Annotated in this window: 18 protein-coding genes and 2 pseudogenes; 7 read left to right on the plus strand and 13 right to left on the minus strand. The window is 62.1% G+C overall.

What is annotated here, in order from left to right; translation table 11 throughout:
• Positions 1-38: 38 nt before the first annotated feature.
• From xylB to HX792_RS23225, 5 genes are read right to left on the minus strand one after another with little or no spacing between them, the layout of a single operon-like run.
• Entirely contained in the window at positions 39-1,499 is a 1,461-nt protein-coding gene (gene xylB / locus HX792_RS23205) for a xylulokinase (RefSeq protein ID WP_176998277.1), read from the minus strand.
• Between the two features lie 7 nt (positions 1,500-1,506).
• Positions 1,507-2,508 (minus strand): LacI family DNA-binding transcriptional regulator, encoded by a 1,002-nt coding sequence (locus HX792_RS23210; protein ID WP_176998278.1) that lies wholly within the window; start codon positions 2,506-2,508, stop codon positions 1,507-1,509.
• A gap of 26 nt (positions 2,509-2,534) precedes the next feature.
• Positions 2,535-3,467: an ABC transporter substrate-binding protein gene (locus HX792_RS23215; protein ID WP_176998279.1), complete on the minus strand. Its 933-nt coding sequence runs from the start codon at positions 3,465-3,467 to the stop codon at positions 2,535-2,537.
• Positions 3,468-3,501: 34 nt separating this feature from the next.
• On the minus strand, positions 3,502-4,479 hold the full coding sequence (locus tag HX792_RS23220; protein ID WP_176998280.1) for a ribose ABC transporter permease: 978 nt from the start codon (positions 4,477-4,479) through the stop codon (positions 3,502-3,504).
• Positions 4,472-6,004 (minus strand): sugar ABC transporter ATP-binding protein, encoded by a 1,533-nt coding sequence (locus HX792_RS23225; protein ID WP_176998281.1) that lies wholly within the window; start codon positions 6,002-6,004, stop codon positions 4,472-4,474. The genes HX792_RS23220 and HX792_RS23225 overlap by 8 nt, the downstream gene beginning before the upstream one ends.
• Before the next feature lie 298 nt (positions 6,005-6,302).
• On the opposite strand from HX792_RS23225, the gene HX792_RS23230 reads away from it, so the two are divergent.
• From HX792_RS23230 to HX792_RS23240, 3 genes and pseudogenes are all read left to right on the plus strand, one after another.
• The gene (locus HX792_RS23230) at positions 6,303-7,649 is read left to right on the plus strand and encodes a HAMP domain-containing sensor histidine kinase (RefSeq protein WP_176998282.1); all 1,347 of its coding nucleotides are present in this window, start codon (positions 6,303-6,305) and stop codon (positions 7,647-7,649) included.
• Complete coding sequence (locus HX792_RS23235) at positions 7,634-8,011, plus strand: response regulator (RefSeq protein ID WP_176998283.1); 378 nt, start codon at positions 7,634-7,636, stop codon at positions 8,009-8,011. Before HX792_RS23230 ends, HX792_RS23235 begins: the two co-directional genes overlap by 16 nt.
• 7 nt (positions 8,012-8,018) lie before the next feature.
• A pseudogene (locus HX792_RS23240) lies at positions 8,019-9,257 on the plus strand (EAL domain-containing protein).
• On the opposite strand, the gene HX792_RS23245 reads toward HX792_RS23240, so the two are convergent.
• Positions 9,207-10,088 carry a LysR family transcriptional regulator gene (locus tag HX792_RS23245; protein ID WP_176998284.1) on the minus strand — a complete coding sequence of 294 codons (882 nt, stop codon included), beginning with the start codon at positions 10,086-10,088 and terminating at the stop codon, positions 9,207-9,209. The pseudogene HX792_RS23240 and the gene HX792_RS23245 sit on opposite strands and share 51 nt — an antisense overlap.
• Before the next feature lie 115 nt (positions 10,089-10,203).
• Here HX792_RS23245 and HX792_RS23250 point away from each other — a divergent pair, with 115 nt between their 5' ends.
• Positions 10,204-10,908: a haloacid dehalogenase type II gene (locus tag HX792_RS23250; protein ID WP_176998285.1), complete on the plus strand. Its 705-nt coding sequence runs from the start codon at positions 10,204-10,206 to the stop codon at positions 10,906-10,908.
• Positions 10,909-10,911: 3 nt separating this feature from the next.
• Positions 10,912-11,700, plus strand: coding sequence for an aldolase (locus HX792_RS23255; RefSeq protein ID WP_176998286.1), 789 nt, complete (start codon positions 10,912-10,914; stop codon positions 11,698-11,700).
• Between the two features lie 86 nt (positions 11,701-11,786).
• On the opposite strand, the gene HX792_RS23260 is transcribed toward HX792_RS23255, so the two are convergent.
• Positions 11,787-12,587, minus strand: a complete 801-nt coding sequence (locus HX792_RS23260; protein WP_176998287.1) for an alpha/beta fold hydrolase — start codon at positions 12,585-12,587, stop codon at positions 11,787-11,789.
• A 139-nt stretch (positions 12,588-12,726) separates the two neighbouring features.
• Between HX792_RS23260 and HX792_RS23265 the strand changes: the two genes are divergently transcribed.
• On the plus strand, positions 12,727-13,542 hold the full coding sequence (locus HX792_RS23265) for an AraC family transcriptional regulator (protein WP_176998288.1): 816 nt from the start codon (positions 12,727-12,729) through the stop codon (positions 13,540-13,542).
• A gap of 39 nt (positions 13,543-13,581) precedes the next feature.
• On the opposite strand, the gene HX792_RS23270 is transcribed toward HX792_RS23265, so the two are convergent.
• Together HX792_RS23270 and HX792_RS23275 are read right to left on the minus strand one after the other, a co-directional pair.
• Positions 13,582-15,738: a dermonecrotic toxin domain-containing protein gene (locus HX792_RS23270; RefSeq protein WP_176998289.1), complete on the minus strand. Its 2,157-nt coding sequence runs from the start codon at positions 15,736-15,738 to the stop codon at positions 13,582-13,584.
• Between the two features lie 132 nt (positions 15,739-15,870).
• On the minus strand, positions 15,871-16,869 hold the full coding sequence (locus tag HX792_RS23275; protein WP_176998290.1) for a succinylglutamate desuccinylase/aspartoacylase family protein: 999 nt from the start codon (positions 16,867-16,869) through the stop codon (positions 15,871-15,873).
• Between the two features lie 90 nt (positions 16,870-16,959).
• Between HX792_RS23275 and HX792_RS23280 the strand changes: the two are divergent.
• Positions 16,960-17,499, plus strand: a pseudogene (locus HX792_RS23280) (TetR/AcrR family transcriptional regulator); the annotation flags it as partial.
• Here HX792_RS23280 and HX792_RS30405 read toward each other — a convergent pair.
• From HX792_RS30405 to HX792_RS23295, 4 genes are read right to left on the minus strand one after another with little or no spacing between them, the layout of a single operon-like run.
• Positions 17,455-18,453 (minus strand): DMT family transporter, encoded by a 999-nt coding sequence (locus HX792_RS30405; protein WP_256349887.1) that lies wholly within the window; start codon positions 18,451-18,453, stop codon positions 17,455-17,457. The pseudogene HX792_RS23280 and the gene HX792_RS30405 sit on opposite strands and share 45 nt — an antisense overlap.
• The gene (locus tag HX792_RS23285; RefSeq protein WP_176998292.1) at positions 18,450-19,148 is read right to left on the minus strand and encodes an ABC transporter permease; all 699 of its coding nucleotides are present in this window, start codon (positions 19,146-19,148) and stop codon (positions 18,450-18,452) included. Before HX792_RS23285 ends, HX792_RS30405 begins: the two co-directional genes overlap by 4 nt.
• Positions 19,149-19,155: 7 nt before the next feature.
• A complete protein-coding gene (locus HX792_RS23290) occupies positions 19,156-19,860 on the minus strand; it encodes an ABC transporter permease (RefSeq protein WP_176998293.1) in 705 nt (234 codons plus the stop codon).
• Positions 19,860-20,714 (minus strand): transporter substrate-binding domain-containing protein, encoded by an 855-nt coding sequence (locus tag HX792_RS23295; RefSeq protein WP_176998294.1) that lies wholly within the window; start codon positions 20,712-20,714, stop codon positions 19,860-19,862. Before HX792_RS23295 ends, HX792_RS23290 begins: the two co-directional genes overlap by 1 nt.
• Between the last annotated feature and the right edge of the window lie 24 nt (positions 20,715-20,738).

The following is a 20,738-nucleotide window of genomic DNA, read 5'->3' on the forward strand; positions in this document are numbered from 1 at the left end:
CCAGTTCAAGCCGGCTCCTACAGGTGAGCGGTGGCGGTTTATTCGTGCAGGGACTTGGCGGCGGCGAGCAAGCCCTGGAACTGGTGGTAGCGCGCTGCCAACACTTCGTGCTGAGTAGCATCCGGCACGTACCGCGCCTTTACGGGCATTCCCGCTTGCAGCAGATCCGCGCCCTGCCCGATGGCCAGGAAGCCCAGTTTCGCCGCACCGATGCACGCGCTCAGTTCACTGCCGTGCAGGGTGAAGATCTCCCGCTGCAGGATATTGGCCAGCAATTGCGCCCAATATTCACTGCGTGCGCCGCCGCCCACCAGGGCGCAAGCGCCGACGTCGGCCCCGGCCGATTGCACTGCGCGCAACGCATCGAGCAGGCCAAATCCCACTCCCTCCATCACCGCATAACCCAGCATCGCGGGCGTGCAGTCATGGCTCAGGTTCATGAAGCCGCCACGCAACAAAGGATCATTGTGCGGCGTGCGCTCACCCGCCAGGTAGGGCAAAAACAACGGGGTCGACAACGGCACCGGCTGCCCAATCGGCAATTGCGCCTGCACTTGATCCAGCAACGTCAGCTCATCCGCCGTTCCGGTCAATCTCGTCACCCAGCGCAGGCAACTGGCGCCGGCCAGCATCGCGCCCATGGTGTACCAGCGGTCTGGCAGCGCATGGCAAAAGCTGTGCACGGCACTCGCCGGGTTACCGGCCGCATGATCGGTGATCGCGACAATCGCCGCGCTGGTGCCCAGGGTGATGAAACCATCGCCGGCATTGATCGCACCGATGCCGACGGCGGCCACCGGGTTGTCGCCGCCACCGCCTGCAATCACCACCTGCGTCGACAAACCCAGCTCGGGTGCAGTCAATTGCGCACTCGCAGCACCGCCTTCGATCAACCGTGGCATCTGCTCCGGGGCCAGGCCCGTCGCCCGTACCATGGGGGAGAACCATTGGCGGTTCGCCACGTCCAGCCATAACGTGCCGGCCGCATCGGACATCTCGCTGATCCGCTCGCCCGTCAGGCGCAAACGCAGGTAGTCCTTGGGCGACAGCACGCAGTCAATCGCCGCGAACACCTGCGGCTCATGCCGTTGCAGCCACAGCAGTTTCGGCGCCGTCAGCCCGGCCATGGGCAAGCTGCCGGTGACGTCGGCAAAGCCCGGGCCCAGCTGTTCGGCTTCGGCCACGGCGCGGGCGTCATCCCACAAAATTGCCGGGTATAACACCCGGTTATCGTCCCCCAGCAACACCGCACCATGCATCTGGCCCGACAGGCCGATGCAGGCCACGCGGGTAAATGCCGGATGGGTGCGCAGTTGCGCCAGGGCCTGCATACATGCTTGCCACCAATCCTCTGGGTTCTGCTCGGACCAGCCGCTGTGGCGCCGCGACACGCTCAGGCGCGCGCCGGCATGGGCCAATACGCGGCCATCAAGGTCCATCAAAATAGCCTTGAGTTCCGAGGTGCCGAGGTCGATGCCGAGGGAAATGGGTGTGCTCATACGCGTGTCATTCCAATCCAGTACAGCCACATGAATGCCTCAGTTGCAGGGTCGGTGCCAGGCGCAGGCTCTGGGTCGGCGCGTCGGGTGAGGCCATGCGTTGCAGCAGCAGATGCACCGCGCGGGTGCCCAGGGCCTGCACAGGCTGGGCAATCAGCGTCAGGCGCGGCACGAAGAAATCCGCCCAGTCAAAATCGTCGAAGCCCACCAGGGCCATTTGCCCTGGCACCTCGATGCGCGCATCACGCAGGGCGTGCATCGCACCGAGGGTCATCAGGTTGTTGCCGGCCATGATCGCCGTGGGCGGCATCTCAAGGGCCAGCAAGTGCGCGGTGGCGGCCCGCGCCGGCTCGCTGCTGGAGCCGCCGTTGACCAGCAACTGCGGATCAAAGACCAGGCCGGCCGCGTGCAACGCCTGGCGGTAGCCGGCCACGCGTTCATCGGTGGTGCCCAGCCCCGCACGCCCGGCGATGAAGCCGATGCGTCGGTGGCCGTGTTCAATCAAATGGCTGACCAGCGCCTGGGTGGACTGGGTGTTCTCCACGCCGATCTGGTCAAACCGCTCACTCATCATGCGGTCCACCAGCACCGTCGGCACCTCGTTGGCCTGCAAATAATCCAGGGCCAAGGAGCCCGTCGACGGGGCCAATAAGATCCCATCAACCCGCCGATGGTGCAGCGCCGTGACCACCCGCAGCTCCTGCTCCGGGTCGTCGTGGGGGTCGACAAACAACATCATGTAACCGTGACGCGCGCATTCGGTTTCGATCGCGTGCACGGTTTCGCTGAAGTAGTGGTTGGACAGCGCCGAGATCGCCACGCCAATCGTGCTGGTGCTCGACCGCGCCAGCGAGCGCGCCAGGGTGTTGGGGATGTAACCCAGTTCCTGGATCGCACGCTGTACCGCCTGCACGGTGGCCGGGCTGACTTTGCGGGTGCCGTTGAGCACATGGGACACGGTCGACGTCGACACCCCCGCCCTGCTTGCCACGTCATCCATGGTGACCACGACGCTGCTACCTCCTTTTTAGTGGATCAATGTTGACTCGACCAGCCGCTGTACGTACCGACGTTGTCACGGGTGATCAGTTTTGGCGTGAGCAGGGTAACCGCTTCGGCCGGGGCCTTGTCATTGAGAATGTCGTTGCCCACGTTCACAGCAGTCTGGGCCATGGCCCAAGGGTCCTGGCTGGCGGATGCCTGGATCTGGGTCTGGGTCTTCAACGCGTTTTCAATGTCGGGTGCGCCGTCCACCGAGGTAATGATGATGCCGCTGCGCTTAAGCTGCTTGGCCGCCAGGTCGCTGCCGATCGCTTGCGGGTCGTTGATCGCGAACAGGCCGTCGATTTTCGGGAAGCGCGTGAGGTAACCCTGCATCACGTTCAGGCCGCCTTCGCGGGAGCCTTTGCCGTCCTGGTCATCGGACAGCACCTTGATCTCTGGCGCACTGGCCAGGGCGGCTTTGCAACCTTTCACGCGGTCGGTCACGGCCGTCACTTGCGGGCCGTTCTGGATGATCACGTTGCCCTTGCCCGAGAGCTTGTCCACCAGGAACTGGCAGGCCAACTTGCCGGCTTCGACGTTGTCGGTCTGCACCGTGGCGTTCACGCCCTTGGCGTCCACGTCCACCGCCACCACCACAATCCCGGCGTCACGGGCTTTCTTGATCGCAGACGCCATCGCAGACGGGTCTACCGCGTTGAGCAGGATCAGGTCGACCTTCGACGAAATGAAGTTGTCGATCTGCGAAAACTGCTTGCTCAGGTCATAGTCCGCCGACACCGAGGTGACCTTGACGTTGGGGTTCAGCTCCTTGGCTCGTGCGGTTGCGCCATCGGCCAGGGTCACGAAATACGGGTTACCCAGGGAGCCCATGCTGATGCCCAAGGCCTTGAGTTCGCGGGCTTCTACGGCCTGGGACATCAGGGCAGCCAAGGCGACAACGGGAAAGATGCGTTTGAGGTTCATACCGGTCTCTCTTGTGATTGTTAGGGGAGTCGATTCAGGTCCGCGCACCGGACTGGCGATAACGATCCAGCGCCACCGCGCCAATGATCACGATGCCCTTGATGATGTACTGCCAGATGTCCGACACCCCCAGCAGCACCAGGCCGTTGGTGAGCACCGCGATGATCAGGGCACCGATCAGCGTGCCGCCGATGGTGCCGACGCCACCGGTAAAACTGGTGCCGCCGAGGATGACCGCCGCAATCGCATCCAGCTCATAAGACTGGCCCAGTTGCAGGCCATTGGCGGCGAACAGGCGCGAAGCGCTCATCACCGCGCCCAGCCCGGCCAGGGCGCCGGACATGGCGTAGACAAACAGCAGCACTTTCCACACCTTGATCCCCGACAGCCGCGCCGCTTCCGGGTTGCCGCCCACCGAGTAGATCTGCACGCCCATCACGGTGCGGCGCAGGATGAACCACGACAGCACCACCACTGCCACGGCAATCACCACCAGCCACGGCACGCCGAGGATCGAGTCGTTGCCGATAAAGGCAAACGGCAAGTCGGGGTTGAACACGGTTTTGTCGTCGGCCAACAAGCGGGCCAGGCCGCGCATGGCGGTCAGCGCGCCGAGGGTCACTATGAACGGCGGCAGGCGCATGAACGCGATCAGTCCGCCGTTGACCAGTCCCAGCAACAGGCCGAAGCCGATACCCGCAGCAATCCCGAACATGCCGAACTGGGGCGACAGCGATACCTGCAGCGCCACCACAGCGGACGCCGCCAGGATTGCACCGACAGACAAGTCGATACCCGCCGTGAGGATCACAAAGGTCATGCCCGCTGCCAGCACCACATTGACCGAGGCCTGCTGGGTGATGATCGACAGGTTCTGCACGGTCATGAAGTTCTCGCTGGCCAGGGCGAACCCCACCAGCAACAGGACCAGCACCGGCAACATGCCCACCGTGCGCATCAGTTCACGTGCGCGTTCTGCCTTACCTGTTGGTGCAATGTTCAACTCAGCCATGGGCAACCACCTGATCGCCACCGGTGGCGAGGTCAATAATGCGTTCCTGGGAAATGGCGTGGCCCGATGCCCCGCCGACTTCGGCCACCAACTGGCCTTCGCGCATCACCAGCACGCGGTCGCAGGTGCCGATGATTTCCGGCAGCTCGCTGGAGATCACCACGACCCCCACGCCGGCCAGCGCCAGTTGGTTAATGATGCGGTAGATCTCGGACTTGGAACCGATGTCCACGCCACGGGTGGGCTCGTCGAGGATCAACACGTGGGGCTTGACCTCCAGCAAGCGCGCCAGCAGCACCTTTTGCTGATTGCCGCCCGACAAGGCACCGACGTTGACCTTGCCCGACGCCACACGAATCGACAGTGACTGAATCGCGTCCCTGGAGCGCTGCGCCGCGTGCTTGCGGTCGAGCACGCCACCGACATGGGCATCCGGCACGCACGCGCAGACGTTGATGTTGTCGGCCACGCTCATATCGAGGAACAGGCCCTGGGCCTTGCGGTCTTCGGTGAGGTACACCACGCCTGCGCGGATTGCGTCGGCCGGGGTGCGCAGTTGGGTGACGGTCTTGCCCACCACTTCCAGGGTGCCGCTGGTGCGCGGGTCAGCGGCGAAGATCAGCCGCGCCAGCTCGGTGCGCCCTGCCCCGACCAACCCGGCGATGCCCAGCACTTCACCGGCGTGCAGGTCAAAACTGCAGTGGCGCACGCGCTTGCCGTCGGCCATGTCGCGCACGCGCATCACCACGTCTCCGGGGTTGTAGGCGGCGTGTTCCTTCTTGTAGAAGCCGGACAGGTCGCGCCCCACCATCATTTTCACCAGCACCTCGGCCGACAGTGCGTCGCGGGTCAACTCGCCAATGTACTGGCCGTCACGCAGCACCGAAACGCGGTCGGACAACTCGTAGATTTCCGCCATGCGATGGCTGATATAGATGATCGCCAGGCCCTGGCTGCGCAGTTGCTTGATCAACGCGAACAGGCGGTCGGTCTCGCGGGAGGACAGCGGCGTGGTGGGTTCATCCATCACCAGGACCCTGGCATTGCCATGCAAGGCGCGGGCGATTTCCACCAGTTGCCGCTCCGCGATCGACAGGCTGCTGACCGACGTCGACGGCTTGAACTCGGCGCCCAGGCGGTGCAGCACGTCTACACAACCGGCCTGCATGCCTTTGCGGTCGATGGTCCAGCCACGGCGCAGTTCACGGCCCAGGTAGATATTCTCGGCCACGCTGAGGTTGGGGCACAGGCTCAGTTCCTGGTAGATGACGGCGATGCCGTGGGTCTTGGCGCTGGCGGGGTCGAAGGTGGCGACGGGCTGGCCGTCGATGTGGATCTGACCACCGGGGTCAGCCTGGTAGGCGCCGGAAAGGATTTTCATCAGCGTGGATTTGCCGGCGCCGTTCTCCCCCATCAAGGCGTGGATTTCGCCGGGGTAGACCTTCAGGCCGACTGACTTGAGCACCCGCACACCGTTGAAGGTTTTGCTGATGCCCTGCATCTCAAGCAAGGGTTCAAGGCTCATGAATGAGCTCCTGGTTTTATTATTTTTGTTGTCGAGTGCTGCCGACTCTATGCCAGTTACATTTCCTTACGCAAGCGCTTGCGTGTGCCGTTTATCGTTTGATTAAACGTTTCATCACGTGCAGTTGGATGAAATATCTGTCATCCGCCCTGTGTAGCCCGCCATCAAAACGCCATAAACTCTGCTAAGGTCCAGTGACCTCATCTCCTCCTCGTCGCCCTGTGGCGATCTTCTGTGAGCACGCTCTGCGCCATCGCCGTTGACGATGGCGGGCCTGATACCACGGAACATCGCCGCGATGGACACACGCCCCACCGACCTGCCGCAATCACGCGCCGAAAAGATCGTCGAGTTCAAACGTCAGAAAACCCTGCTCAAGACCGGCGCCCTGCAAGACGCCATCTTCAACAGCGCTTATTTCTCCAGCATCGCCACCGATGAAAAAGGGGTGATCCAGATCTTCAATGTCGGCGCCGAACGCATGCTCGGCTATGCGGCCGCCGACGTGGTCAACCGCATCACCCCGGCCGACATCTCCGATCCGGCCGAGCTGATCACCCGCGCAGCCGCCCTCAGCCGGGAACTGGACACACCGATCACCCCGGGCTTCGAAGCGCTGGTGTTCAAGGCTTCGCGGGGTATCGAGGACATCTACGAGCTGACGTACATCCGCAAGGACGGCAGTCGCCTGTCGGCCATGGTGTCGGTCACGGCCCTGCGCAACCGCCATGACACGATCATCGGCTACCTGTTGATCGGCACCGACAACACCGCCCGCAAGCAGGAAGAAGCCGAGCGCAAAGGTTTCGAGCGGGCGCTGGAGGAAAAGAACCTGGAACTGGAACACGCCAGCCACATGAAGTCCGAGTTCCTGGCCACGATGTCCCACGAGCTGCGCACCCCATTGAACGCGGTGATCGGGTTTTCCGAAGCGCTCAAGGATGGACTGGTGGGCGAGATGAGCGACACCCAACGCGAATACATCGGCGACATTTTCACCAGCGGCCAACACCTGCTGTCCTTGATCAACGACATCCTCGATCTGTCCAAAGTCGAGGCCGGCATGATGGGCCTGGAGCTGGAAACCGTGGACCTGGCCGCGCTGTTGGCCAACAGTCTGCTGATCGTGCGGGAGAAAGCCGCGCTGCAGCGTATTCAGTTAAAACTCGACAGCCCCGATGACTTGGGCCTGCTGCAACTGGACCTGCGCAAGACCAAGCAGATCGTCTACAACCTGCTGGCCAATGCGGTGAAGTTCAGTGAACACGGCAGTTGCGTGACCCTGGCGGTGCGTGAAGTCAGCCGTGGGCAGGTTGGGCACATTGCCGGTGATTGGCCCCTGCACGGGTTTGAACTGCAACCCAGTGCGCAGCAACAGTTCCTCGAGTTGAGCGTGAGCGACACAGGCCTGGGCATCGCGCAGGACGACATGGGCAAGTTGTTCCAGGCGTTCAGCCAGATCGACAGCAGCCTGGCACGCAAATTCGAAGGCACCGGGCTGGGCCTGGCGATGGTCAAGCAGCTCACCGAGCTGCACGGCGGCAGTGTCGCAGTGGCCAGCCGCGAAGGCCTGGGTGCTTGCTTTGTGGTGTGGCTGCCGCTGCACCGAGCGTTGGAGGCGCAGGTACCATGGCCTGCATCCTGATCGTGGAAGACAACGAGGCCAATATGCGCCTGGCCCGCTTGTTGTTGGTGACTGCCGGCCATAGCGTGCTGTGGGCCGCCGATGCCGAAACCGGGTTGACCCTGGCCCGGGAACAGCAACCGGCGCTGATCCTGATGGACATCCAGTTGCCGGGCATGGACGGTCTGGCCGCTACGGCGCTGCTTAAAAACGACCCGCTCACAGCACATATCCCGGTGATCGCGTTGACCGCGATGGCCATGAAGGAAGACCGCGAGAAGACACGCCGGGCGGGCTGCGACGCCTATGTGATCAAACCGCTGCGCTACAAGGCGCTGTATCAGGTGATCGACACGCTGCTGCTCTCCCCACCCCCTGGATGAACCTACAATGGCAACGCTGCTGATCGTCGACGATGAACTTCCGGTACGCAAACTGCTGGAGACCCTGTTGCAATACGAGGGCTACCACACCCACAGCGTTGCCAGCGGCGAAGAGGCCCTGGTCCTGGTGGCAAAGCAGCCCCCCGACCTGATCCTGCTGGATATCATGATGCCGGGCATGGACGGCTACGAAGTGGCCAACCGTCTCAAGAACAACCCGGCCACGGCGAATATCCCGATCATCATGCTCTCGGCGCTGAGTGAACCCAGCGCGCGCCTGAGCGGCCTGCAGACGGGGGCCGAAGAATTCATCAGCAAACCCGTGGAGCGTGTGGAGCTGTGGCTGCGCGTGCGCAACCTGCTGCGCCTGAAAACCTATGGCGATCAACTGAAAACTCACAGCCTGATGCTCGAACAGCAACTGCGCGAGCGCGGCACCGAAACCGCGAAGATGAACGTGCACGACCTGGCACGGCTGGACCTGGAAAATGCCTTGCGCCAGGCCGTCACCGCCGGTGAGTTCCAACTGCACTACCAACCCAAGCGAGCAGTGGCCGACGGCCAAGTGTGTGGCCTGGAAGCCTTGTTGCGCTGGGAGCGGCCGGGGTATGGCGCGGTGTCGCCAGCAGTGTTCGTGCCGATCCTGGAGCAACTGGGCCTGATCGTTGCCGTGGGCCGCTGGGTGATCGAACACACCTGCCAGCAGATCGCAACCTAGCAACGCGGCGCCATCGGGGCCATCGAGGTGTCGGTGAACGTGTCTGGCCAGCAATTGATCGAAGGCGACCTGATTGCCGACATCCGCCAGTGCCTGGCCGATGCCGGCGTGGCGCCTGAATGGCTGGAAGTGGAACTCACCGAAAGCTCCTTGATGGAAAATACCCAGCACACCATCACCAGCCTGCAGCGCCTGCGCGACATGGGCGTGAAAATTGCCATCGATGATTTCGGCACTGGCTATTCCAGCCTGGCGTACCTGCGGCGTTTCCCGCTGGACACCTTGAAGATCGATATCGCCTTCATCCGCGAAGTCACCACCAACCCCCAGGACGCTGCCATTGCCCGCACGATCATCGAGCTGGCCCACAGCCTCAACCTGCGCGCCGTGGCCGAAGGCGTGGAAACCCCGGCACAACTGGCGTTCTTGAAAGAGGCCGGGTGTGATCAGGTCCAGGGTTATCTGTTCAGCCGGCCCTTACCGGTGCCCGAACTGGAACGCTTGCTCCTGGGCACTCGGGGCGCGTGAGAGCTCTTCGCGCAGACAGTCGATCAAACTGCGGTGGGTGGCACTCAAGCGCTCTGCGCTGCTGATCAATGCCAGTTCCGAGGCCGGCACCGGCGGCAACTCCGTGCAGATGCGGTGGCTGGGCAATACCGCGCTGGTGGGCAAAATACTGACGCCCAAGCCGGACGCCACCGCCGCCTGGATGCCCGTGAGGCTGTGGCTACCGAACGCCACGCGCCAGCTGCGCCGGGCCTTGTCCAGGGTGCGGATGGCACGCTGGCGGTAGATGCAGCCTTGGGGGAACAGCGCCAATGGCAGGGTTTCAACCTGCAGGTCCTGGTGCTGGCCGCACACCCACACCAACGACTCCGGCCAGCTGCCATGGCACTCGCCGCTGCCGGCTTCGCGCTTGATCAGGGCGACATCGATTTCGCCGGCCTCCAGTTGCCGACGAAGATCGGTACTCATGCCGCTGACCGTTTCCAGTCGCGCTTCAGGCCGGGCGCGCACGAAACCGGACAGCATCGAGGCCATGCGCGTGGCATCGAAATCTTCAGGTACGCCCAGGCGTACAGGGACCACGTGGGTTTCGGTGTTCAACGCATCCCGAGCCTCGCGGGACAGGTTCAACAAACGGCGGGCATAGTGGGTCAGCAACTCGCCATGCTCCGTGGGGCTGACCTGTTGACCGGAGCGGTCGCGTACCAGCAACACCTGACCGACGTTTTCTTCCAGCTTGCGAATCTGCTGGCTGACCGTGGATTGAGTGCGGTGCACCCGCTCGGCGGCGCGAGTGAAGCTGCCTTCGTCCACGACACAGACCAGGGTTTGCAGCAGTTCCAGATCAAACATGGCGGCGGCCTTCATATCGACTATTCAACTGTGATACAGATGTTAATTTAATTTCCAACTGACAGCCACGCTTTCTATGCTGTCTCCATCACTCACGACACAACAGGTGAACCCCATGCCGCTCGAACACTCCCCTCGCCCGCTCTGGCTGACCTTTGACTGCTACGGCACATTGATCCAATGGGATGAAGGCCTGCGCGCCGCCGTCGACCGGATCCTGGAGGCCAAGGGCGACCACCAGGTGGACCGCGAGACCCTGATCAGCGTCTACGACCACCACGAACACGCGCTGGAACAAACGCCGCCCCATCGCAGCTTCCGCACCTTGGCCGGGCTGAGTCTGCAATTGGCGCTCAAAGAACTGGGCCTGAGCGCCAGCCCTGACGATGCCGCCATCCTGACCGACAGCATCGGTGCCATGCCGCCGTTCCCCGAGGTGCTGGGCACGCTCAAGCAGTTAAAGCAGCAGGGTTACAAACTGTGCATCGTCTCCAATACCGACGATGACGTGATTGCCGGCAATGTCGCGCAGTTGGGTGGGTATATCGACCGCGTAATCACCGCGCAGCAGGCGGGAGCCTACAAGCCGGATCGCCGCTTGTTCGACCATGCCCATGCGCAACTTGGGGTGAGCCTCGACCAGGTGGTGCACATCTGCGCCAGCCCGCATTTGGACCACGCCGCCGCGCGGGATATCGGCTTTCGCTGCGTGTGGATCGACCGTGGCACCGGCCGGCAACTGCTCGCCGACTACACGCCGGACGCAACCCTGCCAACCCTCGACGGCGTGCCCGAGCTGTTCAAGTCCCTGGGGTGGTAAGCCATGGCCCACACGTTCACACCCTCCTCGCTCGGCCCCCACGCCGGGCGCTTCAACCTCGACACGGTTGCCGCCATCGAAGCCCGGGTAGAGCTCGCCGCCTGCCTGCAATTGGCGGCGCTGCATGGCCTGGAAGAAGGCATCTGCAACCACTTTTCGGCCACGGTGCCGGGGCATGACGGGTTGTTCTTCGTCAACCCGTTCGGCTATGCCTTCGAGGAAATCACCGCTTCGCATCTGTTGGTGTGTGATTACGCCGGCAACGTGATTGATGGCGACGGTACGCCGGAAGCCACTGCGTTCTACATCCACGCCCAACTGCACCAGCAGCAGCCACGCATCAAGGCGGCGTTCCATACCCATATGCCCAATGCCACTGCGCTGTGCCTGCTGCAAGGCCCACCGCTACTGTGGCTGGGGCAGACCGCGTTGAAGTTCTACGGGCGCACGGCGGTGGATGAGCACTACAACGGCCTGGCCCTGGACAACCGTGAAGGCCAGCGCATTGCAGCGGAATTGGGCGACGCCGACGTATTGTTCCTCAAAAACCACGGCGTGATGGTAACCGCGCCCAACATCGCCGAAGCCTGGGATGACTTGTATTACCTGGAACGTGCCGCCCAGGTACAACTCAAGGCCATGGCCTGCGGCGGGGTGCTAAAACCGATCGATCCACAGGTGGCAAAGTTGGCCTCCTCACAGATGCGCGAAGGTGATCCGGCCAGCGCGCGGGCCCATCTGGACAGTGCGATGCGCCGATTGAAGTTGCGCGGTTCGCATTTTGATCGATAGGTGCGAGCCCGCCCCAATGAAAACGCCGCATCCTGTCAGACAGAATGCGGCATCGGGTTTCAGGCCGTGGGCTTGAGGGGCCTATTTCATTGAGCATTGGCCTTGGCCGCATCGTTGATGATTGCCACCACTCGCGCGGGGTTGGAGACCATCACCACGTGGGAGGCGCCTTTGATGTCGATGGTTTCCTTGGAGCCGGCACGGTCCGCCATGAATTTAAGCGCAGCCTCGGGAATATTTTTGTCGGCTGAACCGTATATGAAGTAGGACGGCAGTTTTTTCCACGCCGGATCACCCGATGGTTCCTTCAGTGCGGCCTCGGTAATCGGACGCTGACCGGCAGCCATCAGTTGTGCGTCCTTCGGCGCAACGTCGGCGGCGAACTGGCTGTTGAACTTGTCCTGCTGGATATACAGGTCGGTCACGCCGTCCCCGGACACCACCGGTTTGTCCAGGGTCGGCCCCAGGGTGCCGCCCGGATAGCGGCCAGACAGTTCAAAGGCGGTCTCGCCCTTTTCCGGGGCGAAGGCGGCGACATACACCAGGGCCTTGACCTTGTCGCTGCCGTGTACGGCATTAGTGATCACCGAACCACCGTAGGAATGGCCAACCAGGATCACCGGGCCGGGGGTGTGTTCGACGATATCGGCCACATAGTCAGAGTCGGTCTTCACGCTGCGCAGCGGGTTGGCCACAGCAACCACCGGATAACCTTCGGCCTTGAGCCCGGCGATCACGCCGTTCCAGCTGGAGGCGTCTGCGAAGGCGCCATGCACCAGCACCACGGTGGCTTTCTGGGTATCGGCGAAGCTGGCAGAGGCAGCGCCAAGGGCGAGTGCGCCGGTGAACAGGGCGGCGGCAACACGGGAGAACTTGAAGGTTTTCATGGGCATTTGCTCCGTTGGGTTAGGCGCTCAAGGCGTTGAACGTGGAGCCATGATGCCGAAACCGAATTTACAAATGGAGGCTATTAGTCGACGATATGGCGCAGATCGTCTAAACAGATTATTTACACTCAGGTGAGTCATGGATCGTTTGTCCACCCTGCTCGTGCACTTCGGCATCGGTGCCGATACCTTCCACAGTGGCCCGCTGCGCGGCGCCATCGACACCCGGGACCTGCAGCAACGCGGCCGGGTTTACCTGCTCAAGGAAGGCCAGGCCACCCTGGACATGCCCGACGGGCCGTTGCGCATTCCCAAGCCCAGCCTGGTGCTGGTGCCCCGCCCGCTGCCTCATCGGCTACTGGCGAGCGCGGAGGACGGCGCCCAGGTGGTTGCCGCCTCATTGCGCTTCGACGGCGGCCTGGACAACCCGTTGTCAGTAGCCTTGACCGACACCATCGTCATGCCCCTCGACCAGATTCCGATGATTGCCGGCACCCTCGACTGGTTGTTCAGCGAAGCCTTCGCCGAGCATTGTGGCCGCGAAGCGGTGATGAACCGCCTGTTCGAATTGATGGTGATCCAGTTCCTGCGCCACATGATGGCCGAGCACAGCATGACCACAGGGATGATGTCGGGCCTGGCCGACCTGCGTCTGGCGCGGGCCATGACCTTGCTGCACAACCATCCGGAACGCCCGTGGACCGTGCAGGAAATGGCCGTGGAGTCGAACATGTCCCGCGCCAGCTTCGCCGCGTACTTTCACAAAGTCGTCGGCCAGACCCCGGCCGACTATGTGCTGAGCTGGCGCGTTAGCCTGGCGCAGAAACGCCTGCGCGAAGGCCGGCCCATCGCGCTGATTGCCGATGAAGTGGGCTATGAAAGCCCATCGGCGCTGGCCAGGGCGTTTCGACGCAAGATCGGCACCAGCCCGCGGGAGTGGGTGCAGCAGCAGTGATTTCAAGGACTTGGCACACCAGGCCGATGCATTGCACAGCTAGAGAATCAGATACTGCGGGGGCACGTCGCCCTTCACATAAAATACCTCCTGCTCGTTGAGCTGAACTTTATCGATAGCCTGGAGCAAGGTCGCCTTGGTTATTTTCCCTTCCCTCACCAGGCGCTCCCCATCTTTAAGGATGATATCGGGCACGGTTCGAAACGCGGAGGGGTCTTGGGTGGTGTCCACAGTGTAAACCGGCACTTTGTTGTTGTTGGTGGAGTACTGCCTGGCGAAACTTTCTGCCTTCATCTCACGGGTACTGAAGGACATGACCTCGCCATTGCTGCCGCCCTGGCGTGCCGTGTGTTTGATAATTGCCGCCAGGTAGTCATCACCCGACGTTGTTGTGCCTGCGGCACGACGCAGGCCGGTAACAGATGGATTTTCGGTCCCGGTGTGAGCCCGATAGATCCTGGCAGGTACGGGAAAATTCTCAGCCTGGAGTTGGGCGACAGACGTGATCCCGGGCGTTGCCCCAGGCGTCTCGTTACGCTGTTTCAGCAGGTTTTCCAGGAAGCCCGTCGAGCCACCGCCGCTTGCGGATGCCTGCGGCGCGGCCGATTTTGAACTGCTGCCACCTCCGCCACTGACACCTCTGCGTACCCAGCCCCCCGTATTGTCTGGCTTGGCAATGATGCCGCTGCTGACCAATCGGGCCGGATCATTCGGGTCTTTGACTCGCAGCAGGTAGTGCTCACCATCGCCCGCATCCGGCGTCTCAGCTGCGAAGTAACGATTTTCTCCCTGGAACGAAACGCTTCTGAAACCCGGGTATTGGGGCGTTGCAGAAGGGGCTGCCGGTGAGGGCTCCTCAACCTCAGTGACAGGCGTATTTTCAGTCGGCGTGTTCACTTCAGCCGTCTTGGAACCCGGCAATGATCCTGCGGGTTTACCGGGCGACCCAGGCATCGGCAGGTTTTTCCTGGCCGGACTGTCCGGTTTCAAGCCCAGCGCATCGCCCAGGTCGCGAACTTCCTGGTCCGTCATCGGCTCATTGTGAATAGCCTTCGTCAATAGCGTCGCGAGCCCCCGGGCTTGACCATAAACAGGCACAAAGCCCTGGGCGACGTCACCCACGCCCTTGAGCACGCCGTCCATGGTCGGCTTATCGACACCGAATACGTTGCCGATCTGGTTGTTTTTGTTCAGGTCCAACAGGAGTGCGCTGAAAGGGTTATCGAAGTAGCGTTCAACGGTATCAGCGGTATTTTGGTTGACGCCGAACACCTGCAACGCTTCACCCAAGCCGGAAAATGGGTGCTCAAGGTGATTGAGCAGCTCATCGTAGAACCCGCGAATATCATTGGCGCCCACGTTGTCGAGGGACTGATTGGTAACCTTTTGCTTGAACGCTTGTTCCGAAAGAGGCACCAGCGGCCGGCCGCTGTTCACGCCGTTGTTCAAGAAATAGAAATTGCCTTTGTCACCATCGCCCAACAAATTCCCATAGGCGTCAAACTGGAAATAGACTTTTTCACCGTCCGGCCGCAGACCGGAATACAGCACACGTCCCTCTGGCGACTCACGCTCCGTTTTAAGGTTGCTCAACCCATTGACCGACACCGGTGGTGCCGATGCACCTTTGTCCAGGCGGCCAAAGATATCGCTGTGTTCATTGGCAAAGGGCCCGACCACGGCATTGATGTCGTTGTTTTTGAACTGGGCCATCGTGTCGAGGACGCTTTGCGTCCTGCCTGGGTATCCGCTTTCTGCGAAGTGCTTGGCGAATGCCTCCAAGCGTTGGGGATCACCCGCGAGGGTTTTCAACCAGGTGTTCATTTCTTCGCGAGTGTTGAACGCTTGAAAGGAGCCACCATCTTTTTCCGGCACATACAGCACGATATTCGGGCCATCGGGCACCGGGGGTACACGCTGTATGAAGAGAATGTCGTTCGCCTGGATGCCATTGACCGCGAATGTCTTGACCTGCACTTTGGGCAAGGTCGCTTTACCCGGGTACAACACGGCATCGACCATGGCATTGGCATCAGGCGCGAGGCGGCCGTTGTTCAGGTCGCTTGTCACGCGCTCGCTGAACGCGGCCTTGTGATCACTGTACACGTGCGGATCAGCGTTTTTTTGCGACCGTTTTTCCCGCACTGAGACACTGTTTGCCGTAGCGCTGGATTGGCTGGAGGATGTGATGAGCATAAATGGCCAAGGTAAAGGAGTGGGTTGTCGGCGCGGGAATAATCCATGGCCGTTGTCCTCCCTTGTGTGATCCTGACGTACGAATTTGTTCCAGCACTTCTCAATTCCGAATGTGTCCAGCCTCGCCTACGACTACGGGTCCAGCACTCCGCCGCTGTAGCTGTCGGACAGGCGCGTACCGGTGAACTTCGCTACCACTGCCCCCTGCGCCACCAGGCGTTCACGGTGACGGGTCACCATGCGCCCCGCTTGTACGGCGTGCAGGATCACTTCGGAATGGGCGTCGCCAGGACGCCCGATTATCCGTGCGAAGCACTCGCCCTCTTGCACCTGATCGCCGAGGTTTTTCTCGAACACCAGCACCCCGGCGCAGAGCGCCAGAGCGGTTTCCATACACCCCATGTCGACCACTTCGCCTTGCCACTCGGCGATGACAGCCACTTCATCGATCACACCATTGATGCACAACCATGCCCAGATTCCATCGGCGTCCTGCTTGGCCAGCACGTCGCTGACATCCGCCTGGCCGCGCAACTCGACAGTGGCGGCCAAGCGCGGCGTTCCGTGGTGAATGATGGCTTCTTCAAACGCGCCATCGCCGCCCTCGTCCCACACGATCACCACCTCGGCCTGCAGCGCCGCCGCCAACGCCAGACCTTGTTCCGGCCAGAAGCTGCGGTGGATATACAGGTACGGCAGCGCTTCATCGTCAGTGTGCAGGTCCAGCACCAAGTCGGCGTCCTGCGCCAGTTGCACCAGGTTTTTTTGCCACTGCGCGAAGTTGTTGGCCGGGCGTGCCTGGGCCAGCGAATGGTCGAAGCCACGGTTGAAATTCTGCCCGGTGGCCTCGTGAAAACGCCCGAGCAATTTGCCCTGGCGAAACTGACCGATGCCAAACGGATTGGCTTGCGGCACCACCGTCACGGTGCCGCGCAAACGCCCTTGGTCCTGGCACGCCTGCAAACGTGGCAGCAGTTGGTGCAACACCAACATCCCGGCGATCTCATCGGCATGCACGCCCGCTTGCAGGTGCACCCAGGGGCCGCTGCCATCGCCTTCGAACCGCCAGGCGCCGATGTGCAACAGGTTGCCGGCATCGCCCGCCACTTGCCACGAAAGGTCTTTTGCCATGCCTTGCCCTCCTCTGATGATTTAAACGGTAGAGATTGAACAGATGTTCAACTAACCTTGGCACTCTGGTGTTTCTTCAAGGGCATTCCCGTGACCGTCGACCCTCCCAAACTGCGCCGTGCCGACCCCGATGAACGCCGGGACCTGTTGATTGCCGCGACCCTCACCAGCCTCGCCCGCGATGGCCATGCGGGGATTTCCGTACGGCGTATCGCCGCCGAGGCCGGCGTGTCGGTGGGCTTGCTCAACCACCATTTCGGCAGCATCGATGCGTTGATCGCCGAGACCTACCACAAGCTGGCCAACGAGCTGACCACCGCCCTGTGGGCGCAAGTGGAACCCGTCGAAGGCGCCGCCGCGCGCCTGGACGCGTTTCTCAGTGCATCCTTTTCGCCCCGGGTGATGGACCCGGACCTGCTCGGTGTATGGGTGGTGTTCTGGAGCCTGATCCGCCACTCGCCCCACGTGAACCAGTCCCACGAAAACAGCTACCGCGCCTACCTGGCATTGATCCAGCAATTGCTAGACGACCTCGCCCGCAGCGAGCAGTTGATCATCCATGACAGCCACCTCGCGGCCATCGGCCTATCGGCGATGCTCGACGGGCTGTGGCTCGAGGGGTGTCTCAACCCCGGTACCTTCAGCCCCGCCAACGGGCTGCACATCTGTCGCTGCTGGGTACAGGGGTTGCGTCACGGAGCATTCGGCGCCGACCACGTCTTGTGATTCGGGGTGGCGTGCACTGAGCATGGCCAGGGTGCCGCTGACGGCGATCAAGACCGCGCCGATGATCAGCGAGGCGTCCATCGAGGTGCCCCAGATCAGGCTCGACAACAGAAACGCCCAGATCAGCCCGGTGTATTCGAACGGTGCCAGCAAGGTCGCCGTGGCGCGCCGGAAGCTGGCAAACAACAGGAACTGACCGATACCGCCGACCAACCCCGCCGCGAGCATGCCCAGCCAGGACGGTGTGGGCGCGGGGGTGTGGGTCCAGGGCAAGGTCACGGCCATGCAGATCACGAATACCACGTTGGTGATCAGCATCTGCTCCAGCACCGAGGTGGTCGGGTCGACCTGGCGCAATTGGATGTACGTGAACGCCCAGCACAACGCGGCGGCCAGCGTCAGGGCAATCGGCAAGGGATCGACCATGTTGCTTGGGCGACATGCGATCATCACGCCGACAAAGCCGATGATCAGCGAGATCCACTGGCCGCGACTGGCGCGCTCCTTGAGGATCAACGCCGCCAGCAAGGTGACCATGATCGGCGCCGAGAAATACAAGGTGGTCATTTCCGCCAGGGTCAGGTCCTTGGCGGCGGTGTAATACAGCAACCACGCCAGCAACGACAGCAACCCGCGCACGACCAGCAACTTTCGGCTGACCGAGGTCCAGGCGCGGCGCAGCAAACCCATTCGTCCAGCGATCACGCACGCGGCAACCACCACCAGGCTGCGCCAGAACAGGATGGTGAACACCGAATAATCGGCCACCAGCCACTTGATCACCGCGTCCTGCAACGCCAAGAACGCATAGGCCAGGGAGCACAGGGCAATCCCTTGCAGCGAACGGTCCTTGTTCATCCCGCCGACCTGCGCAGCGGCGTGCCACGCCGTTCGGCAATGGCATAGACGCCTTCGATCAGGAACGTCAGGCACAGGTACACCCCGGCCACCAACAGCAGCGGTTGATAGATTTGCAGGGTTTGCGCACGCACCACGTTCGCCGCGCCGAGCAGGTCCACCACGGCAATCGTCGACGCCAGCGCGGTGGACTTGAGCAGCATCACCGTTTCACCGGCCAGGGTCGGCAGCAACAAACGCATCGCCCGTGGCAGGCGCACCCGTAGCAAGGCCTGGCGCGGCGTCATGCCGAATGCCGAGGCAGCTTCCATCTCACCCTTGGGCACCGCCAGCAGGCCACCGCGAATCACCTCCCCCACATAGGCGCCCACCGACAGCACCAGGGCAAACACGATGTACCAGTAGCCGTCGCGCAGGAACGGCCACAGGAAGCTGCCGCGAATCATCGGGAACTGGGCGAACAAACTGCCCAGGCCGTAATAGAAAATGTAGATCTGGATCAGCAACGGCGTGCCCCGCAGCACGCTGGTGTAGGCCAGGGCGCTGCGGGCCAGCCACTTGCGCCGCGACAAGCGCGCCAGCGCCACCAGCACCGCCAGGGCAAAGCCGAGCACCGCCGAAATCACCAGCAGCGACAAGGTGGTCTGCAAGCCTTTGGCGATCAACCCCGCGTAGTAACTTATCCACTCAGGCATGGGCCCCTCACTCGACAACCGGCATCCAGCGACGAATACGTCGCTCCAGGCGCCCGGACAGGTAGTTGGAAGCCAGCGTCACCAGGTAATACAAGGCGGCGGCCGTGAGGTAGAACAGCAGGTATTGGCGGGTGGAACCCGCCGCCTGCTTGGCGGTGTAGAGCAACTCGTTGGTGCCGACCACGCTGATCAGGGCACTGTCCTTGATCAGGTTGATCCACAGGTTGGACATGCCCGCCAAGGCGAACGGTGCCATGATCGGCAACGTCACCCGACGGAACAGGCCAAAGCCGCTCAAGCCAAAGGCCCGCGCCGCTTCGATCTGGCCATGGGGAATGGCCAGGATCGCCGCGCGGAAAATCTCCGAGGCATACGCGCCCTGCACCAACCCCAACACCAAAATTGCCACCAACGGCCCGCTGATATTCAGCTGCTCGAAGCCCAGGCTGACGATCAACGCATTCAGGCCCATGGCACCGGCGTAATACAACAGCAGGATCAGCAGCAGTTCCGGCACCGCCCGAAACACCGTGGTGTAGCCGCGCATCAGCAGTGCAATCGGGCGTGGAGCGCTGAGTTTGGCGCACGCCACCACCAGCCCGATCAACAACCCCACGGCAAAGGAGCCGGCGGAGATTTGCAGGGTCATCCATAACCCCTTGAGCAGCGCGTTACCCCATCCTTGTTCGCCGAAGCTTAAGAGGTCGAACATTATTCGCTCTTCTGGGCGATTTGCGGGTAGGGGCTGTCACAGGTCTTGCTGACATAGGCCGGGGTATCGCCGCGCTTGCACGGGCTGACCGACAGGCCGAAGTAGTGCTGGGACAGGTCGTCATAGTCCTTGCTCACCAGCAGTTCGCCGATGGCCTTGTCCAGGCGCGCCTTGAGCGCGGTGTCTTCCTTGCGCAACCCGGCACCGACGCCACGGCCGATGATTGGGTCATAGGGCACGCTGGCGATGTGGGCCAGGCCACTGGCTTCCGGGGTCTTGACCATCATCGCGATGGCGGTGTCGTCGGCCATCATGTAGTCGATGCGCCCGGCGATCAGGTCGGCGTTGGCCGATTCCTGGGTGTCGTAGTACTTCAGGTCGGCGATGTTCTCGTAGTACTTCTTCAGGTAGTTGGCGCTGACCGTGGAGATCTGCACGCCAATCAACTTGCCCTTCAGGCCTTCAGGCGTGATGTCCACGGTGGCGCCCTTGGGCCCGGCCACGCCCAGCAGCGAGTCGTAATAGGCGCGGCTGAAGGCGATCTGTTTTTCACGCTCGTCGGTCACCGACATCGACGAGAAAATCACGTCGATCTTCTTGGCCAGCAGCGACGGAATGATGCCGTCCCACGCCACTTCCTTGATCTGGCACTCGGCTTTCATGCCTTCGCACAGCTTGTGGATCAGGTCCACTTCAAACCCGGACCACTGGCCATTGCCGCCTTTTACCGTGAACGGCGGGTAAGGTTCGGCCGCCACCGCGAACACGATGGGTTTTTCCGCCGCCCAGGTAAAACCTGCGGCCAGCATCAACACTGCACTGCCCAACCACGTTGCCATGCGTTTGCATTTCATGAGTTGCCCCGTCTTTTTATGGAG

Source organism: Pseudomonas sp. B6002 (genome assembly GCF_013385985.1).
Classification (GTDB): Bacteria; Pseudomonadota; Gammaproteobacteria; order Pseudomonadales; family Pseudomonadaceae; genus Aquipseudomonas.

Coding starts and splice junctions, on each gene's coding strand:
- xylB (WP_176998277.1), bottom strand. CDS start 1,499: ATGAGCACACCCATTTCCCTCGGCATCGACCTCGGCACCTCGGAACTC.
- HX792_RS23215 (WP_176998279.1), bottom strand. CDS start 3,467: ATGAACCTCAAACGCATCTTTCCCGTTGTCGCCTTGGCTGCCCTGATG.
- HX792_RS23220 (WP_176998280.1), bottom strand. CDS start 4,479: ATGGCTGAGTTGAACATTGCACCAACAGGTAAGGCAGAACGCGCACGT.
- HX792_RS23225 (WP_176998281.1), bottom strand. CDS start 6,004: ATGAGCCTTGAACCCTTGCTTGAGATGCAGGGCATCAGCAAAACCTTC.
- HX792_RS23230 (WP_176998282.1), top strand. CDS start 6,303: ATGGACACACGCCCCACCGACCTGCCGCAATCACGCGCCGAAAAGATC.
- HX792_RS23235 (WP_176998283.1), top strand. CDS start 7,634: ATGGCCTGCATCCTGATCGTGGAAGACAACGAGGCCAATATGCGCCTG.
- HX792_RS23245 (WP_176998284.1), bottom strand. CDS start 10,088: ATGTTTGATCTGGAACTGCTGCAAACCCTGGTCTGTGTCGTGGACGAA.
- HX792_RS23250 (WP_176998285.1), top strand. CDS start 10,204: ATGCCGCTCGAACACTCCCCTCGCCCGCTCTGGCTGACCTTTGACTGC.
- HX792_RS23255 (WP_176998286.1), top strand. CDS start 10,912: ATGGCCCACACGTTCACACCCTCCTCGCTCGGCCCCCACGCCGGGCGC.
- HX792_RS23260 (WP_176998287.1), bottom strand. CDS start 12,587: ATGAAAACCTTCAAGTTCTCCCGTGTTGCCGCCGCCCTGTTCACCGGC.
- HX792_RS23265 (WP_176998288.1), top strand. CDS start 12,727: ATGGATCGTTTGTCCACCCTGCTCGTGCACTTCGGCATCGGTGCCGAT.
- HX792_RS23270 (WP_176998289.1), bottom strand. CDS start 15,738: ATGCTCATCACATCCTCCAGCCAATCCAGCGCTACGGCAAACAGTGTC.
- HX792_RS23275 (WP_176998290.1), bottom strand. CDS start 16,869: ATGGCAAAAGACCTTTCGTGGCAAGTGGCGGGCGATGCCGGCAACCTG.
- HX792_RS30405 (WP_256349887.1), bottom strand. CDS start 18,453: ATGAACAAGGACCGTTCGCTGCAAGGGATTGCCCTGTGCTCCCTGGCC.
- HX792_RS23285 (WP_176998292.1), bottom strand. CDS start 19,148: ATGCCTGAGTGGATAAGTTACTACGCGGGGTTGATCGCCAAAGGCTTG.
- HX792_RS23290 (WP_176998293.1), bottom strand. CDS start 19,860: ATGTTCGACCTCTTAAGCTTCGGCGAACAAGGATGGGGTAACGCGCTG.
- HX792_RS23295 (WP_176998294.1), bottom strand. CDS start 20,714: ATGAAATGCAAACGCATGGCAACGTGGTTGGGCAGTGCAGTGTTGATG.